Consider the following 18231-nt stretch of genomic DNA (forward strand, 5'->3'; position numbering starts at 1 on the left):
GGTTGTAGTTACCAGAATTATGCCATCACGATTTTTATTCCGGAGGAATAATTATCATAATTAACATCAAACTATACTCATCTATCTATAGAGAAGTGGAGGCTGCATCATGAAGAGTTCGGAGACTGGCAGACTATCAAACCGATTGAAAACCAATATTGATCAGTTGTACGAATTGCTGGGCGGAAGTTCTGATGTAGTGATAAAAGAGTTACAGATAGAAGAAAATACTCATATTTCTTTGGTTTACATAGATGGTCTTGTGGATACTCAGGTGCTGCATAATTCAATTTTGTATTCTTTGCAGGAACATATTCCTTATGAATAGCTAGGGAAGCTTGAGCCCGAGCAGAAAATTGAGATCATTAAGAAACAAATATTAATAGCCGGTGATCTAACCGTCATCGTTGATTTCAGCCAATTTGTACACGAATTATTGTCCGGTAGTATAATGCTGCTGCTCGATGGGACATCCACCACTCTCCGGATCGGTTTACCTGGCTGGGAAGATCGTAATGTAGGGGAGCCTAGCTCACAAACGGTTGTTCGGGGACCCATGGAAGGATTCACTGAGAATTTGCGGACGAATACGGCACTGATTCGGCGGAAAATCAAAGATAGCCATTTATGGCTGGAAACCGTCCAGATCGGAAGGGTGACTCAAACCAGCGTATCTATTATGTATCTAAGCAACATCGCGAATAAGGATTTGGTGCAAGAAGTAAAACGCCGTCTGAATAAAATTGATACGGACAGTATCCTCGAGAGTGGATATATTGAAGAGTTTATTCAAGAGACGGCAGTGACACCTTTTCCTACCGTATACAACAGTGATCGTCCGGATACAATTGCAGCGGGTATTTTGGAAGGAAAAGTGGCTATTCTTGTCGATGGAACTCCTTTTGTGCTGCTGGTTCCCACATTTTTTGTAGCGTTTTTCCAGTCTGCCGAGGATTATTACCAAAGGGCTGATATTGGAACTTTGCTGAGATTAGTTCGTTTTATTTCATTTTTTATTACTTTGCTAGCTCCCTCATTATATGTTGCAATTACTACGTATCATCAGGAGATGATACCGACCAATCTTGTAATTAGTTTAGCTGCCCAGAGGGAGAGTGTTCCTTTTCCTGCTTTTGTCGAGGCGCTGATCATGGAAATGACATATGAGATTTTGCGGGAGGCTGGGGTACGGATACCCAAAAACATTGGACAGGCGATATCCATTGTCGGAACGTTGGTGATTGGGCAAGCCGCAGTTGCAGCGGGTTTTATTTCTTCTGCAATGGTCATTATTGTATCGCTCACAGCGATTTCTAGTTTTGTTATTCCGGAGACAGGAATGTCTATAGCTGCCCGTATGATCCGTTTTGTGCTAATAGGTTTGGCCGGATTTATCGGATTATATGGGATTCTATTCGGTATTTTTATCATCGTGCTGCACTTATCGAGCTTGCGTTCTTTCGGAATGCCTTATATGAGTCCGCTTGGGCCTTATAATTCCAAAGACTTAAAGGATTCTATCTTTCGCTTTCCGTGGCCTTTACTAAAGACAAGACCCGTCGAAAACAAGACGCAGAACCTATTTCGTCAAAGCAGAACCAGTGATGAGGAATCAAAAAAATGAATAAAAAATTAGTTAGAGGCGTTCTCCAATTGATGATAGCTCTCCAATTTACGCTGGTGCTAAGTGGTTGTTGGGAAAGGAAGGAACTGAATGAAATAGCCTTTGTACTGGGGATAGGGATTGACAAGGCTGAAAAGGGTTATACAGTTTCGATGCAGGTCGTTATTCCGTCTGCGATTTCCTCACAATCGTACTGGAGGAGGGGGAGGCACTGGAGTCCCTGTGGTTGTTTATAAATTCACGGTACTTACGTTTTATGATGCACAGCGTATGTTGAATCTGGATAGTTCCAGGACAAGTTATCTTGGTCATATCCGGGTGTTGGTTATTGGGGAGGAGCTTGCCCGCTCCGGAGTGGGTGAGATACTGGATGTATTTAAAAGAAGTCGGGAACCACGTATGGATTTCTACGTTATGGTTGCCAGAGGTACAACTGCCAGTGATGTCTTGAATGTCCTTACACCTATGGATAAATTACCAGCGAACAAATTATTTAGTTCCCTAGATAATTCTTATAAAGATTCAGCAAAAACAGTCGCCGTCACGCTGGATGATTTTATTGAAAATTTATTGTCTCAAGGTGAAAATCCTGTACTGACCGGAGTGGAAGTGATGGGAAATCCAAAAGATGGGGAAGAAAAAAGCAATGTAGAGCGAACAACGCCTAAGACGAGATTGGAATATCATACGGTAGCTGTGTTCAGAAAAGACAAACTGATCGGTTGGCTAAACGAGGGTGAAACGATCGGTTACAATTATATCAATGATAAGGTAACCGCACATTCTGGCCCGATAGCAGGAGAAGACGGAAAGCCCATTGTTATCGAAGCGATCCAAGCTTCAACCAAGCGCAAAGTGAAAATTATTGATGGGGAGCCGCATATTTACCTTAATGTTAAGGCGCTTTGCAATATTGAAGAAGTGCATAGTATAGAGAATTTGGAATCGGAAAGTACTATAAGACGTTTGGAAAAGGAAACAGAGAAACGGATTGTAGAGCGGATGCAAAACACGGTGGAGCAAGTAAATAATCGCTTCAACGTTGATATTATGGGATTTGGACAATCGATCTATCATGACAGCCCTAAAGCATGGGCCAAGCTACAGCACAAAAAGGGCGGAGACTACCTTAAATCCTTGCCCATCCATTACAGTGCCTCAGTAGTTATTAACCGCGTTGGTCTAACCGATAATTCTTTTCTTAAACAAATCAAGGAGTGAGACAAATGGTATTACTGTTTTTTTTGGTGATTGCTATAGGTTGTATGGCACTTGATTTACCTAAGTTAATTCGAAAGCGCCGAGTACGTGATCTTAGCATATACTTTATAGTTTGGATTTTGGGTCTGGGCGCGACCTTCTGTTCGTTGTTGAAATTGAACATCCCCAGTCCGTTGTTTCTAATTATTTTTATCTATAAGCCAATAAATAATTTATTTGGAATATGGTTTCATTAACAACGACAGGTTTACAAATTATCAAACCCCTTAGAATAAGCATCGGATAAAACTTCTTGTTTATCTGATGAAATTCTAAGGGGTCTATTTTTTGTGACGATCGAACCAAATTCTCAATGGTTGTAAAAACAGATTAAAATATTGATTGCTATATACAATTAAATACAATAAAGTTGTCATATAGAGGATAATTTTGTCGATTTTTCTGCAAAAATGTTCCAATCCATATTGTATCAGGCGATATTAGGGTCTATGAGGTTCGAATCCTCCTCCTGAAAAAGACATAAGAAAGTGGTGCACTTATGAGTATCAACAGATTTGAGAACAAAGTAGTTATTATTACAGGTGCAGGTACCGGAATCGGAAAAGCTACAGCCTTAAGAGTAGCAAGAGAGGGCGGTACTGTAGTAGTTGCCAATCGATCAGATGCCGGCGCTAACACAGTTGAGGAAATTAAGGCTCTAGGTGGGGAAGCGATGTTTGTTCGGTCAGATGTTTCTCTCGAAGCAGACTGCAAAAATATCGTAGATCAAACATTAGCAGCTTATGGAAAAATTGATTGCCTATATAATAACTCAGCAATTACAGGAGACAATACGGATGTTATAGACTATGATCCGTTGTTGTTTCAAAAAGTGATTCAGACAAATCTCACTAGCCAATTCTACATGTTGCATTATACATTACCTCATATGAAATCTGGAGCTTCCGTTCTAAACTGCTCCTCTTTGCATGGTATTTTTATCGGAATGGCCAATGATGCAGCTTATTCAGCAAGTAAACATGCTATTGTGGGGATGACTAAATCGGTTGCCAAAGAAGTGGGTCACCGTAACATTAGAGTAAATGCTCTTTGCCCAGGACCTATCCCTACACCAACCATGAACAGATATGAAAAGCTGTTGTCTGATGATGTAGAGATGCTTCAATCTCTTATCGCATCTGGAACGGCTCTGGGTAGATACGGTACGCCTGAGGAAGTAGCTGCGTTTGCATGCTTCCTACTAAGTGATGAGGCTTCGTTTATTACAGGTACAGCACATGTGATTGACGGGGGCTATTCCGCAACTAAGTAATCCCGGATAGTTTACTTATATAACAACTAAAATATAGTATTAGAGGCTTTGCGGCGTATTCTGATTCCAAAAACCTGAAGGATGACTGGATTGGAATCGGAAGTCGCACGCAGAGCCTTTTTTAGTTGTCTAAAAAAACAGATTCTTCGTATGTTGGCAAATTGAATGGTTGCAAGAGACAGCAGATACACAAAAATGAATGAATTAAGGAAAATATGACCATGGATATGTTGGAATTTGTAGAAAATTGTATTTTAATATAAATAAAAAAAGAAATTTGTCGATAATAATATAGGTAATATGTATTAGTTAATATTCTAGAAAGGGTGTTGTTATAAAAACAATACAGGAAGTAGATGTCGTCGCCCTGAAAAAGCATGGGGCGGGTATTTTTTGTCTGTGAAGTTACATACATTTCATCTCTATTATTAAAAAAATAACGTTAAAACTTGGAGGAAAAATAATTATGCCATACACAATTAAGTACAACCAAAATGAGAACCATATCGATGTAGTATCTATCGATTTTTCAGCTGAAGATGTTCAAGGATACCTGAAAGATTTTGAAAATATCATGAAGCTTGTTAAACCTAAATTTACAGGAACAACTGATGTAACTGATTCTAAAAGTGTACTTACTCCTGAGGTTGCAGCTATGCTAGCCCCTACAGGTGCGATGGCGAGTGAAGCTGGTCAAGCAGGATGGGCCTATGTAACTAAAAACCCAATTTGGAAGATGCAATTGAAACGTATTTTTGGTAGAGATTTTGCAGATGCTTACGATACCTACGAAGAAGCTAGAACATACCTGAAAAGCTTGCAATAATCTAATATTACAGTTAGCAAAAAGTGCGGAGAATTTTCTCCGCACTTTTTTGCTTTATCTATATTTAAAATTGAAAATCTTCATCCTTTAGCGGCTCCACGTTAAGCGCCCGGACATATCCGTTGCCTTTTTTCGAGAAGAAGTCATGCTGCTTAGTGTGGGTACTGATACCATTCTGAACTATCGGGTTGATCTCTTCCTCGTCGAATAGCGGATCATGGCCCAGATTCATCATAGCTTTATTAGCATTATATCTAAGGAAGGTCTTAACCTCTTCCACTAGTCCGATGGGAGCATAGATCTGCTCGGTATAACGTTCTTCATTCTTATGCAGCAGTCTGAGGAGGTCAACGAGCTGCTGGTGAAGCTCGCGTTGCTCGTCCTCTGGAAGCCCGTCAAAGATCTCCTGCGCCAGTACACCGACATATACCCCATGGATGCTCTCATCCCGAAGAATAAGGTCGATAATCTCACCGCTGCAAGTCATTTTACCCTGGCCGGCCAGATAAAGCGGGTAGAAGAAGCCGCTATAGAACAAGTAGCTCTCGAGCAGCACGGAGGCTGCCATAGCGAGGTATAGGTCTTTAGGTGAGTCTATTTTTTTGTAATATTGCGATATCGTCTCCGCTTTGAACTGCAGGTATGGGTTCTCTTCTACCCAGCGGAATACACTGTCAATCTCCTCCGTGGAGGACAAAGTGGTGAAAATGCTGCTGTACGATTTGGCGTGAATCTGTTCCATCATGCCCATAAAGCCAAGCACAGCCTTGCGCTGAAGGCCTTCGACATGCTCCATAATCTGCGGCATACCTACTCCGCCTTGAATCGTATCCAGCAGTGTCAGGCCACCGAGCACTTTCATATAGGAGTCCTTTTCTTGCTCACTAAGCGTGAGCCAGGACATTTTATCATCGGATAATGGAATTTCATCGTCCGTCCAGAATTGCATAATGTTCTGATTCCAGAACATCAATGAGAAATCGTCGTCGGGACGGTTCCAGTTTACGGCTTGGATAGCGGTCATAATATGGCAATCTCCTTTTCTGCGGCTATAGCCTTCCAGTTAGATCGAGCAGGTGAGGCATTCCTCGACGGACAGCTTTTTGGTCCGGGTGTAATACAGCGACTTCAGGCCTTTATGCGCCGCATACAGATAGGAGCGGGCCAGTTCTCTGGTTGAAACATCGCTGTTCACATGCAGAACAGTCGAGATGCCCTGGTCGATATGGGGCTGAATTTCCGCGATCAGATCGATCACCTTGAACTGATCCATTTGGTAAGCCGATTTATAGAAAAATACATTATCCGGACGCAGGTACGGCATCGGATAGTAAGTCGTTGAATTGGCATATGTCCGTGTTTCAATCTGCTCTACAATAGGCATAACGCTTGAAGTGGCATTTTGAATATAGGAAATGCTGGCTGTTGGCGCAATCGCCAATCGGTAAGCATGGTACAGGCCATTTGCTTTTACTGCATCCCGCAGTTGTTCCCAGTCCGAAGGGGATGGGATGAAAATATCTCCGAACAGCTCTTGTACTCTTGGCGTTACAGGGCGGTAATCTGTTGTCAGATAACGCTCAAAATAAGCTCCTGTAGCATAATCAGAGGCCTCAAATCCATGGAAAGAGTGGCCGCTTACGGCAGCGATCTCCATGCTTTTCTCCAGGGAATGGTAGTTCATGGTCATGAAAAAGGTCCGGGCAAAATCGCGAGCCTGTTCGCTCTCATAAGCAATCTTGTTCTTGGCTAGATAGCCGTGCAGATTCATCACGCCAAGTCCGACCGAGTGCATCTCTTTATTGGCCTTGGCTACGCCTGGGGCATTGGAGATGCTGGTCATATCGCTGACAGCGGTCAGGGCGATCATACCTTCATGTACCGATTCACGGATTTTGCCATGCTCCATCACGTTGACAATGTTCAAAGAAGCCAGATTGCAGCTTACATCACGGCGGATCGTATCCTCCTGCCCGTAATCATTAATCTCTGAAGTCTCCTGCAGCTGGAAAATTTCCGTGCAGAGGTTGGACATTTTGATCTGTCCGACATTTTTCAGGGCATGGGCCGCATTGGCGTTGCTCTTGTTCATAATATATGGATAGCCAGATTCCAGCTGGATCATGGCGATTTTGGTCAGCATATCCCGCGCGCTCATGGCTTTTCTCTTTTTGACACGAGGATCGGCTAAAAGCTTATCGTACATATCATCCAAATCCATGTCATCAAGATGCGTACCGTAGGCCTTGTACACACTGTAAGGTGCAAATACATGCAGCGGTTCATTGTCCTTCGCCAGCTTATAGAAGCGATTCGGAATGATTAGGCCAATGGACAGGGTTTTGAGTCTTGTTTTTTCATCGGCGTTGATCTTCTTGCTGTCGAGAAATTCAAGAACATCCCATCCAAAAATGTTGTAGTAGGCGGCTCCAGAGCCTTTACGTTGACCCATTTGGTCAGCATAGGAGAAGCCGTCTTCCATCAGCTTGAGCACAGGTATAATGCCCTTAGCCGCATCTTCGACACCCTTGATGGTCTCTCCGCGGGAACGGAGCTTGGACAGGTTGACAGCCACGCCACCGCCGATCTTCGATAGCTGCATGCAGGTATTGAGCACATAGTTGATCGAATTAAGCGAGTCGTCCATTTCGATCAGGAAGCAGGAGACAAGCTCACCGCGCCGGCTCTTGCCGGCATTCAAGAAGGTAGGCGTCGCTGGCTGCAGGCGCTGCTCCATCATCGAACGGGCAAGCATGCCGGCAGTAGCGGCGTTACCGCGTCCTAGGTGAAGGGCAACTGCCGCCACACGGTCCGGATAATGCTCCAGATATTGCTTGCGGTCATTGCTTTTTACAGCGTAATCCGTATAGAACTTCGAAGCTGCCATATAGGATGGAAAGCTGAAGTTGTAAGAATGGGTAATTTGGTAGACTTCTTCAATCTCAGTTAAGCTGTACTGTTCGTAAAAATTTTCGTAGAAATCCTGTTCAATCATATAATCAACCTTGGCTTTTGTATTCTCAAAAACCAAGCTCCGCCGTTCTACATCCCGCATAAATTCGGCTACTGCCTCAAGGTCTTTATCCAATTGAAAGAAACCAGTTTCGTCTCTCTTCATCAACATGTTGTTTAGTTCAATATGCCGCAACTCGGCTCACCTCCTGTTTAATTCGTTCTACATCGCCAAATGTGCCCGATAGCTCAAATTTACCGATAACCGGTACGTTGTACCGATCTGCAATCAAGTCTGCGCTATGCGCGAACAGCTCGCCCCAGTTCTTGTTGCCGCTGGCGGCGATGCCTTTCAAATTGGAATAATTGTTCTTCAAAAAAATAGACACCTTCTCTGGAATCTGTCCAAAGCCGGTGGTATATGTAATAAGCACGTAGGGCTCATCAATGGTCATATGCTCTTCAATCTGCACAGCGGGCAGCTTAAGCTTACCAATGAAGCGTTTGACGTTTCCCGTTTTCGAATCGTATGCGACTAGCATGGAGTCTCTCCCCCTGTATATATTAAACCTAATTTAAATACTGTAAAGATTGAATAGATAAGCTATAAATACTGGAAAATCATATGAATACTATATTTAGTGTGCGTTGTTTATTTTAATCACTATATGTTGAAAAGTCAACATGAAAAGTACATCCTTTCTAGTGGAAGTTGTCTAGTAATGCTAAGTCGAACAGACCTGTAATAAGAGTAAGATTACCTGTATTCACTGCATGTTCAGGCAAGTGGAATTGAGGTTTACTAGAGGGGGAATAAGACAAACGAAGGAGGAGATTGGTTATGACTCAAGCGATGCAGCGCCAGCAAGCAGTAACTATCCATAAAAATGAGGCATTTGCTTTAAACGCAGAGCAGCTTCTGCCGAAGCTTATTTACCGAAAATGTTCACCGAAGCAGATGATCCGGGTTGTAAAGAGTGAACTAGCGGTGCATGGTTGGCAGGTTGAGACGATTCAAAATGCGGAGACCCTTTCTTCCATTGTATTTGGGAAGGGGGAGGAGGTTATTCTGGATTTCGGAGAACATCTGGTTGGACGGTTGACGATACAGATCATTCCTATAGGCAGCCCCCCGGATGCTCCGCTATATCTGCAGATCACCCTCGGAGAAATGCCGGTGGAGATGGCTGAACCTTTCTCAGAGTACGACGGCTGGCTTAGCAGCTCATGGCTGCAGGAAGAGCGGGTTCATCTGGATGTGCTTCCTGCATCACTAAATCTGGAGCGTAGATACAGCTTTCGGTATGTAAAGCTTAAGGTTCTTGATACGTCACCAAAATATAAAGTATCCTTTGCCGAAATCAGCTGTACAGCAGAAACCTCAGCTGACCGCTCTTTTCTGACTCCGCTGGACCACCTGGATGCCGAACTGCAGGCCATTGATGAGGTCAGTGTGAAGACCCTCGAAGAATGTATGCAGGAGGTCTTCGAAGACGGGCCTAAGCGGGACCGCAGACTGTGGCTTGGGGATCTGCGGCTACAGGCGCTGGCCAATTACGAAACATTCTCGGGTAACGATTTGGTGAAGCGATGCCTATACTTGTTTGCAGCTTATCCTGATGAGCGGGGACGGATCACAGCCAACTTGTTCATGAAACCCCATGTGATCCCTGACGATACGTATCTCTATGATTATTCACTCTTTTTTGTATCTACTCTGTGCGATTATTTCTTGGCTACAGATGACCGGAATACGTTGGAAGAGCTGTGGCCGTCTGCTTATCGGCAGATAGAATTAGCCTTAGAGCGATTGGATGAGCGTGGCATTGTGACCGACGATGAGACTTGGTGGGCTTTTACTGACTGGCATCCGGATCTGAACAAACAGGCTCCGGCGCAGGCCATCTTAATCTATAACTTGAAATGCGCTCTGGAGCTGGCTGTTCTTCTCGGAGATGAACGACAGGATGGTTTGCGGCAGACGATTGAACAGCTTACGCAAGCCACTTTGGAACACTTATGGGACTCTGAATTAAGCTATTTCGTCAGCGGGGACATTAGGCAGGTTTCGTGGGCTTCTCAAATTTGGATGGTGCTTGCTGGAGTTGTTGAAGAAGAGGAGCGTGGGAAGGAAATATTGCTCAGGCTTCAGCAGGATTCGTCTCCCATTCCGATGACCACACCCTATATGGTTCACCATTTCATTGAGGCACTGATCCAGGTAGGTGACAGAGACAACGCCATTTCGGAGATCAAGAAGTATTGGGGGCAGATGATTAAAGACGGGGCTGATACGTTCTGGGAGCTGTATAATCCAAGCGATAAGAGCTTTTCACCCTATGGCAGTCATTTGATTAACAGCTATTGTCATGCCTGGAGCTGCACACCAACGTATCTGATCCGCAAATATCAATTATAAACAGATGCATAATCGTTAGCGGCCAGAACAACCTGAGCACCGTTGCAAGTGGTCTCTCAGGTTGTTTGATTCTGCTTGCGGTACAAAAGCGGAGTAACTTCGTACCGTTCCGCGAATTTTTTGTAGAAGAAGCTGAGACTCTCATATCCGCATTCTCCCGCTATATCTCCAATCGGTCGATCACTGTTAGCGAGTAGGAGAGCGGCATAAGCCATGCGATGCTCCTGTACCAGTTCACCGAACGTTTTGCCCGTGCTTTTCTTAAGTAGATTGCTCAGGTAATTAGGATTGAAATTAAAGCGCGCGGCCAAATCCTTTAGGGAGCAGTCATTAAAATGGCGTTCCAAATACTGTAGAATTTCCAGTAGATCGCTCCGTTTAGTGGTAGGTAATCCACTGGATACGCTGTCCTGGTTTAGAACCCGCATGAGCTCTGTAAACACGAGGATCATATAACCGTTGATCATGTCCGTGGAAAAATCACGGGGATCAAAGTACTCGCACATCATGCTAGCGAGGATATGGTGCAGGTTATGACAGCTATCTGATCGGAAGACGAGGTAACGGTCATGGGCTGCGGCGGGAGATTGGGCGTTGATCAGAAAATCGCTTAATCTTCCGTCAGATCCTAGCCGGGTCAGAAATGCCGCGTTCAGCGTTTCCTTTCGCATTAAAATATTGATTAGGATATCGTCCTCATCAAGTGTAGAAATCGAATGGGGCACATCCGTATCCAGCAAGCAAATCTGGCCTTGACTCAGTTCTACGACGGACCCGCCAATGGTCTGCCGGCAACGACCTGAGTACATATAATTGAGCTCAATAAATGTATGCGTATGCTCCGGCATATCGGCGAACCGGTGGTGCTTGCTGATATGGTAATCGCCCTGACTAAAAAAATGATGTACCGGCAGACGAGGAACCCGTTCTCCGTGAGGCAGGATCAATTCTTTGCCGCCGAATTCATTAATGTTTCGGCGGGTGTACTGCTGTTTGGCTTCAATTACATCAAGGCGGCGCAGGTATTGATCAAGTTCCTTATGATCCATTAGCCTGCCCCCTCTTTTTCAGCATCTCTTTCCTTTCGGTATTCCTCCGGTGTGAATCCGGTCATTTTCTTGAACAGCCGGAAAAAATATTTGGTATTATCGATCCCAAGGCTCTTGGCAATCTTATAAATTTTCTCATCACTGGTGCGAAGCAGCAGCTTGGCACGTTCGATACGCTCTTTGTTAACATAATCAATCAGATTTTCGCCCGTCTTTTCCTTAAACAGGTGGCTGAGATAACTCGGACTGATATAGAACAGATTCGATAAATGCTCTAGTGTGAGAGGTGAGCAAATGTTTTTGCGGATATATACCTTCACATTGTCAATGACGTTGGGAGAGGAATAGACCGATTGTTCCTTCAGCAGTTCCGCTATGGAGGTCAGCACGGTCAGGAAATACCCCCGTATTTCTTCTGCATCAAATGAAATACTTAGTACGCCCTCAAGGCTGGATGAGGTATGTTGTCCGTTCTCCACAGGAAAATAGACGGAGACCAAGGTTTTGACCTCTGTGATGATTGCTCGGCAATTCTCTTTCAACTGATGGATTGTCGCTGCGGGCTGCCCTCGATAATAGTCAAAATAGTCATGAACCCTTTCTTTCACTTTATCGATGTTTCCAGATTCGATGAAAAAGATTAGGTCCCGACTGCCTTCCCACATTTCCGGCCCAGCCTGGTAACTACCCGGGCGGTAGTGAAAAAACTGTCCCTGGTCGGCGATTGCACGACAGTTTAATGCGGATATCGATTCCTGGCGTGCCTGCGGAAGATCCTTCAGATCTTTTTTTATCCCACTTATGCCAATGCAAGCTTGGGGTCCGGTTTCTTCGATCAATTGTTTGGCTTCGTAAGAAGTCAGTTCCAGCACCTTGGAATCGCTGAGTGATGCATCACATAGCTGGAGTGAAAAGGCGAGTTTCCTGCTCTGTGGATGGGGAAGAAAGATACTAGTATTCTCCAGATAGGGCTCTTGGGCAGCTAAATCTTCCGGATTATAGAGCGTCAAAAGGATCATTTGTCTAGATGACATCAGATTGAGCAATGGGGCTGATCGGAAGCTAGGCGGCTTCTCAGCCGGGTAGAAGCCGGCAAGGTATTGAAGAAGGGCCTGCAAATCTCCCTGTAGGCTTAGCTGTTCCGCTTCTTTGGTTATATTCAGAGTTTCTGCCTTAGCGGACTGCTCACTCTCTATGGCGGTTATCGCTTTGGCAATCGCCTGGTGGATCTCGTCTTTGCTGAACGGCTTTAGTAAATAGTGGACTACTCTGGCTGAGATCGCTTCTTGCATATATTCAAAATCAGAAAATCCGCTGATGACGATGATTTTTTTATCGGGATAATCATTTTGCAGCTGACGAAGCAGGGATTTTCCGTCCATAACTGGCATCCGCATATCGGTGAAGATTAGATGTGGGTCCTCCGCTTGGATAAGGTCCATGGCATCCTCGCCATTGTCGGCTTCACCACTGAAGATCAATTCATTAGTCACTGCCTTGATTTTTTTCAGTAGACCCTGACGGATCAAAGGCTCATCGTCGACGATTATGAATTTGTACATGATCCAGTCTCCTTTTATCGTTATTTAGAGGGGAGTGTTAGGGTGATCGTCGTACCCAGCGCTGGTTCACTGGTTATGGTCAGTCCGAAATCTGAGCCGTAATACAGGGCAATACGAGAGTGCACATTCTTAATACCGATGCTCTGTCTGCTCCGGTGGCCAAGCCCCATGAATTCCGGTGGCTGATCTAGCAATGCTTGAATTTCCTTAAGTCGTTCTTCTTGGATACCTATTCCGTCATCTCGGATTTCAAAAATAATCCGCTTGGTGTCAGGCTCCAGAAAGCCCTTCAGTAAGAGCATGCCATTCCCTCTTTTATTCTCCAAGCCGTGGTAGACGGCATTTTCCACTAAGGGCTGAAGGATCAGCTTGAGAATCTTCGCTTCCAGAACGGAGTCCTCCAACTCTTTAACAAAACAGATTTTGCTGCCGTAGCGGATCTGCTGGATGGCCATATAGTTATCGACATGCTGAATCTCGTCACGGGCAAATACTAGTTCACTGTCAGTCTTGATGCTGTAGCGGAACATATCTCCCAAAGCTTTGGTCATTACAGCAATGCTTTCAACCTCTTCAATTTCAGCTATGCTGTTGATAGATTCGAGTGTATTATACAGAAAATGCGAATTAATCTGCGCTTCAAGCGCTTTCATTTGTGAATCCATCGTCAGGATTTTATTCTGATAGCTCTCTCTGACAAAGATGTCGATGTCCTGCATCATCTTGTTGTATTCCGTATACAGAAAGCCGATCTCGTCAACCCTCTTAGGTTTGATCTCGGTTGTAACGAATTTTTGTGATTTATTTTTGCGCATGATTTTGGCGAGCTGGGTAATCGGCTTAGTAATCCAATTGGACAATAGGATGGACAGCAGAATGAAAATGACCGCACAAGTAAGGGAAATATAAAGGATCAGTTTGTTGGAAATTCCGTATTTCTCATACAGCTCACTCAATGAAATATTGGCGATAACCGTCCAATGGTACACAGGAAGCCGCTGAATAACCGTCAAATTATTTTCATTGTAAAATTCCAGCTCATCGCCCTGCATCGCCTCGGTCTTACGGGTTAAATCCTCCGGCAGCCGTGAGTCTGTGTTCTGACCGGTACTGTCGTAGATAATGTTGCCATCGTCGTTGGCTAGCACAAAATAGCTCATATTAGGCACAGCATCTTGATTCAGGCCTTTGAAAATATCTAAGCTACAGTCCAGCATAAATACACCAAGGAACTGCTGAGTCTTCATATCGTAGAGCGCGCGGGAGAATACCAGGGACGGCTCAGAATTAATGATATAAGGCTTTACACCGGGCTCGCCAATATAAAGCTGACCTTTGTTGGCAATGGTCTTCTGATACCACGCATCCTGGAGTGGGACATAACCCACCTTCAGTTCCGCCGTACTGCCATAGCTGATATTTTTGCCGTCAGGAGAAAAAAGGTAGATTCCATTTACATAATCATAGCTCAGCAGCAGATTCTCGAAGATCAGCTTCAGCTTGTTTTGTATAATAAAAATGTCATAGGAATCACTGGTGCTGGCCAGTTTTTTTAGCTCGTCGCTAACGGTAGTGTATGCGGTCGCACTGGAGGTTTGCTGCTGAATGGTAAGTGAAATACGTTCAATATTCCCGAAAATATCTTCAATGCCTTTAACGGTATTATGGATGGTGTTGGAGGCAACGAGAGAGGTTTGCTGGTTGACCAGATTGGTATAGCTCCGGTAGGAGTTATACGTGACGATGACAATCGGAATGACAGATACAAGAACGAGTGCTAGAAAGAGTTTCGTTTTGATGCTGGAAAATTTCATTCGCTCTCCTCCGATTTAAGCCGTTCGTAAAATAGTGCACTCTAAATGCAAAAGTAATTATACCGCTTACAAGATTAAAATAACAATACAGCAACCAACAAAAATGGATGCCGGGAAATAGAAGTGATATGAAAACAGGGAGGTTATTCTATGAAATTACGTACTAAAAAACGGACAGGAGCCTTAATGCTAGCGCTGTTACTTGCTGTTCTAGCAGGGTGCGGCTCAGGTAACAACAGCAACAATAGTAACGCTGAAAATAGTGGAAGCGCTACAAATGCTCCGGCAGCTACAACGGACAGTGCGAAAAAGGTGACGCTGACCATGATGGTATCTGGTACCAAAGCCCCGGACGGACAGGATTTTGCACTTGATATTATGCCTAAGCTCGTTAAGGAAAAGTTCCCTAACGTTACGCTCGAAACTTCCAAGCTTCCGGATGAGCAGTATTTCACTTCGATTCGTACAAAGCTCGCTTCAGGTAAAGGGCCGGATATTTACTGGGTATTCCCAAGAAATGCATCCCTCGGTGTCCTAGACATGGCAAAGGCCGGCTATGCGGCTGATCTATCGGATTTAACCTTTTGGGATAACATCAGCCAAGGGGCGAAAGATGATATGTCTTATGAGGGTAAGCCTTATGGAATCGCTGGGGGTCTTGATTATCTAGGGGTGTATTACAATCAGGATTTGTTCAAGCAGGCGGGTGTCACAGAAATGCCGAAGGATTGGACCTCATTCCTGGAAGCTTGCCAGAAGCTGAAGGATGCGGGAATAACTCCAATCTCACTCGCGGACAAGGATCCTTGGTTCCTCCAGTTCGGGATGTATCAAATCGCAGCGAATGAGGTTTATCCGGATGAAATGGATTTCGATACCAAGCTTCAAGCGGGCGAAAAATCGTTAACAGATCCAAAGTGGGTAGCCACGATCTCCAAAATGAAGGAATTATATGACAAAGGTTATGTAGTCAAGAACTCACTTGGACTTGGAAGTGCTCAAGCGGCTCAACTGTTCGTAGATGGTAAAGCGGCTATGGTGTTTGACGGAACCTGGGATTATGCAACATTGACAGCCAAAGGTGCAGCCGACTTTACCCGTGGATTCTTCTCTCTGCCTGCTAACGATTCAGGCCAGCCCACTTATGTCTCTGCTGCCACTGCTGCTGGTTTTGCGCTTAACGCTAAATCGGAGAATCTGGACATTGCCAAGGAAGTTATGAATTACCTGTTTGATGGTCAGTCAGATTTGTTCAAGGCTTGGACCGAAGCCAACAGTTCAATCAGTGTGTATAAAGGTGTTCCGTTGAATCATGACCTGTTCAAAGAAGTTAATGATTCCTACCTGAATAATGGAAAGTCCGTATACTTCCCGAACCAAATGTGGCCAACGGGTGTAGCTGAAGAGATGGAAGCTAAGTTCGCAGAAATTATCGGCGGACGAAAGACTACGCCGGAGCAAGTTACAGAGGCTATGGACGCCAAGTTCAAGGAATTGTGGAAAAATTAAACCGGAATCACTGAAGATCGTCCCGCCAGTCCTGACATCAAAATAGCTGAGCTGGCGGTACGGTTTTGGATAGGAGGATAAGACAGAGATGAAATCGACTGTAATGAAAAAAACGATGTATTTTTTCGCGTTGCCGGCGCTAATCTTTTATTTAACATTCTGGATCTTTCCGATCACTAAGCTGTTTCAATACAGCATCACTGACTTTAACGGGTACGCCCAAACCTTTAATTATATCGGCTTTGATAACTACAAAGACTTGTTTAGCGGAGGTACACTGGGCAATTCGATCAAGAATACTCTCATTTATACGGTTGTCAGCGTAGTGGGGGGCAATCTAATCGGGCTTGGACTGGCGCTGCTGCTGAACATGAAGATTCGAGGCAAGGGCTTTTACCGCTCCATCTCCTACATTCCGACTCTATTCAGTGCGATTGTGGTCGGCTTCATCTGGAGTTATGTTTATATGCCGGACAGCGGGATGATTGCAACGTTCTTGACCAAGCTCGGGATTGCGAATGATAATTTGAATTTTCTCGGCAGCTATTCTACGGCGCTGTATTCTATTATTTTCGTAGAAATCTGGAAGAACGTCGGAACAACGATGATTATCTTTCTTGCAGGTCTTCAGACTGTTCCGAGTGAATTGCTCGAGGCTGGTAGAATTGATGGCTGTAGCGCCTGGAAGCTATTACGATTTGTGAAGCTCCCACTGCTCGCCACATCCATTACGATTAATACAACGCTAAGTTTAATTAATGGTCTGAAAGCCTTCGATTTTCCGTTTATTATGACCAATGGAGGTCCTGGAACTTCTACTAACACCCTAATTTATTCAATTTACAAAATGGCGTTTACGGAGCAAATGTTCGGCAAGGCCTCGGCGCTCGGGATTATTTCGTTTATGCTGATTATCGCTATTACAGCGGTTTCCGTCCTGATGATGAACAGAAAAGAGGTGTCAGCATGAGCAATGGAACAGCAGCAGGCAATCTTCAGCAGCAGCATAAGCCTATCCGGAACGTGCGGAAGCCTGTTAGAACCGGGTCAATTCTCAAAAAAATACTTGTTCAGCTGATCGTTATCTTGATTATGGTACTGAATCTGATTCCGCTTGTGATTGTGCTGTCCACCTCACTGAGATCACCGGACAACAACACAAACCCGCTTGATTTGTTCAATGAGATATCATTTACGAGCTACCGGACAGCCTTCGAACGGATGCATTTTGGTTCCGCCCTACTAAATAGTGTGGTGCTGACAGCGATTTCCGTTCTTCTAGTTGTCATCTTCGCGGCTATGGCTTCCTATCCGATGGCCCGAATCAGAAGCAGATGGAGCCAGTTTCTGTATCTGTTCTTCCTTGCCGGACTAGTCGTACCCGGACAGATGGTTCTGATTCCAATCGTGCAAATGATCAACAGTTTGGGGATTCCAAGCACGCAGTATACGCCGATCCTGATGTTCGTTACTTGCAGCCTACCATTTTCAACGTTTCTGTACACCGGATTTATTCGTAGCGGCGTCCCGGAGGAGGTAGAAGAAGCGGCACATATTGATGGTGCGGGACTTTTACGTCGGTTCTGGACAGTAGTATTTCCGCTGCTGATTCCTGTTACGGTTTCGGTCATCATCACGCAAGGCATCTGGATTTGGAATGACTATTTTTTCAATATGACGTTTATTTCCAAGTCCTCGCAGTCACCCCTGCCGCTAGCCATGCTTGGCTTTATGGGTGACCAGCAGAATCCAACCCAGTGGAATGTCCTATTCGCAGCTTGTATGCTGTGTGCGCTTCCGCTACTGATTGCCTTCTCGTTTCTGCAGAAGTATTTCGTAGGCGGACTTACGGTGGGTTCCGTGAAAGGCTAACCTTCAGAAACTGCATCTTGTGATCTCTCATCGACGACTCTTTAAATGTCTGAGAAGGGCAGCCGCGCAAC

At 44.7% G+C, this 18231-nt stretch carries 13 protein-coding genes and 1 pseudogene; 8 read left to right on the forward strand and 6 right to left on the reverse strand.

Annotation, left to right across the window (positions count from 1 at the left end):
• Positions 1–109 precede the first annotated feature (109 nt).
• From ACDZ28_RS15655 to ACDZ28_RS15670, 4 genes and pseudogenes are all read left to right on the forward strand, one after another.
• Positions 110–1624 (forward strand): annotated as a pseudogene (locus ACDZ28_RS15655) (spore germination protein).
• Positions 1625–1846: 222 nt separating this feature from the next.
• A complete protein-coding gene (locus ACDZ28_RS15660) occupies positions 1847–2845 on the forward strand; it encodes a Ger(x)C family spore germination protein (RefSeq protein WP_375105135.1) in 999 nt (332 codons plus the stop codon).
• 538 nt (positions 2846–3383) lie between these two features.
• The gene (locus ACDZ28_RS15665; RefSeq protein ID WP_076119925.1) at positions 3384–4157 is read left to right on the forward strand and encodes an SDR family NAD(P)-dependent oxidoreductase; all 774 of its coding nucleotides are present in this window, start codon (positions 3384–3386) and stop codon (positions 4155–4157) included.
• Positions 4158–4623: 466 nt separating this feature from the next.
• Positions 4624–4983 carry a hypothetical protein gene (locus ACDZ28_RS15670; protein ID WP_042125220.1) on the forward strand — a complete coding sequence of 120 codons (360 nt, stop codon included), beginning with the start codon at positions 4624–4626 and terminating at the stop codon, positions 4981–4983.
• 64 nt (positions 4984–5047) lie between these two features.
• On the opposite strand, the gene nrdF is transcribed toward ACDZ28_RS15670, so the two are convergent.
• The 3 genes from nrdF to nrdI are packed head-to-tail and all read right to left on the reverse strand — an operon-like array spanning position 5048 to position 8477.
• Positions 5048–6007, reverse strand: a complete 960-nt coding sequence (gene nrdF / locus ACDZ28_RS15675) for a class 1b ribonucleoside-diphosphate reductase subunit beta (RefSeq protein ID WP_375105136.1) — start codon at positions 6005–6007, stop codon at positions 5048–5050.
• A gap of 39 nt (positions 6008–6046) precedes the next feature.
• Positions 6047–8131, reverse strand: a complete 2085-nt coding sequence (gene nrdE / locus ACDZ28_RS15680; protein WP_375105137.1) for a class 1b ribonucleoside-diphosphate reductase subunit alpha — start codon at positions 8129–8131, stop codon at positions 6047–6049.
• Positions 8118–8477 (reverse strand): class Ib ribonucleoside-diphosphate reductase assembly flavoprotein NrdI, encoded by a 360-nt coding sequence (nrdI, locus tag ACDZ28_RS15685; RefSeq protein ID WP_042125226.1) that lies wholly within the window; start codon positions 8475–8477, stop codon positions 8118–8120. The genes nrdE and nrdI overlap by 14 nt, the downstream gene beginning before the upstream one ends.
• Before the next feature lie 299 nt (positions 8478–8776).
• On the opposite strand from nrdI, the gene ACDZ28_RS15690 reads away from it, so the two are divergent.
• Positions 8777–10354, forward strand: coding sequence for a sugar hydrolase (locus tag ACDZ28_RS15690; protein WP_375105138.1), 1578 nt, complete (start codon positions 8777–8779; stop codon positions 10352–10354).
• A gap of 56 nt (positions 10355–10410) precedes the next feature.
• Here ACDZ28_RS15690 and ACDZ28_RS15695 read toward each other — a convergent pair whose 3' ends face one another.
• The 3 genes from ACDZ28_RS15695 to ACDZ28_RS15705 are packed head-to-tail and all read right to left on the reverse strand — an operon-like array spanning position 10411 to position 14779.
• The gene (locus ACDZ28_RS15695; RefSeq protein WP_375105139.1) at positions 10411–11403 is read right to left on the reverse strand and encodes a helix-turn-helix domain-containing protein; all 993 of its coding nucleotides are present in this window, start codon (positions 11401–11403) and stop codon (positions 10411–10413) included.
• The gene (locus ACDZ28_RS15700) at positions 11403–12965 is read right to left on the reverse strand and encodes a response regulator (protein WP_375105140.1); all 1563 of its coding nucleotides are present in this window, start codon (positions 12963–12965) and stop codon (positions 11403–11405) included. The genes ACDZ28_RS15695 and ACDZ28_RS15700 overlap by 1 nt, the downstream gene beginning before the upstream one ends.
• A gap of 20 nt (positions 12966–12985) precedes the next feature.
• On the reverse strand, positions 12986–14779 hold the full coding sequence (locus tag ACDZ28_RS15705) for a sensor histidine kinase (protein ID WP_339289747.1): 1794 nt from the start codon (positions 14777–14779) through the stop codon (positions 12986–12988).
• A 150-nt stretch (positions 14780–14929) separates the two neighbouring features.
• Here ACDZ28_RS15705 and ACDZ28_RS15710 point away from each other — a divergent pair, with 150 nt between their 5' ends.
• From ACDZ28_RS15710 to ACDZ28_RS15720, 3 genes are all read left to right on the forward strand, one after another.
• Complete coding sequence (locus ACDZ28_RS15710; RefSeq protein WP_375105141.1) at positions 14930–16288, forward strand: ABC transporter substrate-binding protein; 1359 nt, start codon at positions 14930–14932, stop codon at positions 16286–16288.
• A gap of 88 nt (positions 16289–16376) precedes the next feature.
• Positions 16377–17258 carry a sugar ABC transporter permease gene (locus tag ACDZ28_RS15715; protein WP_339289749.1) on the forward strand — a complete coding sequence of 294 codons (882 nt, stop codon included), beginning with the start codon at positions 16377–16379 and terminating at the stop codon, positions 17256–17258.
• Positions 17255–18160 carry a carbohydrate ABC transporter permease gene (locus ACDZ28_RS15720; RefSeq protein ID WP_081389895.1) on the forward strand — a complete coding sequence of 302 codons (906 nt, stop codon included), beginning with the start codon at positions 17255–17257 and terminating at the stop codon, positions 18158–18160. Before ACDZ28_RS15715 ends, ACDZ28_RS15720 begins: the two co-directional genes overlap by 4 nt.
• Positions 18161–18231: the final 71 nt, after the last annotated feature.

It is taken from the genome of Paenibacillus sp. RS8 (assembly GCF_041956825.1).
GTDB lineage: Bacteria > Bacillota > Bacilli > Paenibacillales > Paenibacillaceae > Paenibacillus_AQ.